This is a genomic window from Streptomyces sp. SP17BM10, assembly GCF_036322405.1.
Lineage (GTDB): Bacteria > Actinomycetota > Actinomycetes > Streptomycetales > Streptomycetaceae > Kitasatospora.
Genome location: NZ_JAQYXB010000594.1, coordinates 1 through 339 on the forward strand (window position 1 = coordinate 1; position 339 = coordinate 339).

Below are 339 nucleotides of genomic sequence, written 5' to 3' on the forward strand. Positions count from 1 at the left end.
GGACCAGCAGCGCAAGCTGGACCAGGACCGCCCGGTGGGGGGCGGCGGCGGGGCCGGTCAGGTCGGAAGAGCGACGCGGCGGGACGCGGGGTCCCTTCGGGTGGAGGTCTCGCTGTTCGCCGCCGCCGTCCTCTGCGTGGGGGGGGGCGGCCGCCACAGGCAAAACCAACCCACCAACCCCCACCCACCCAACCACCCCACGACCCCACCCACCACCCCCCAACACCCACCCACACAACCAAAACAACAAAAAAAAAAAAAAACCCCCACCAAAAACAAACAACAAACCCCAACCAAAAAAAAAAAAAAAAAAAAACAAATAAAAAAAAAAAAAACCCA

At 59.3% G+C, this 339-nt stretch carries 1 protein-coding gene; it reads left to right on the forward strand.

Translation table 11 applies throughout. From position 1 onward, the window contains the following. Positions 1–339: hypothetical protein (locus PUR71_RS20240; protein WP_443077498.1), on the forward strand; the 339-nt coding region annotated here is incomplete at both ends.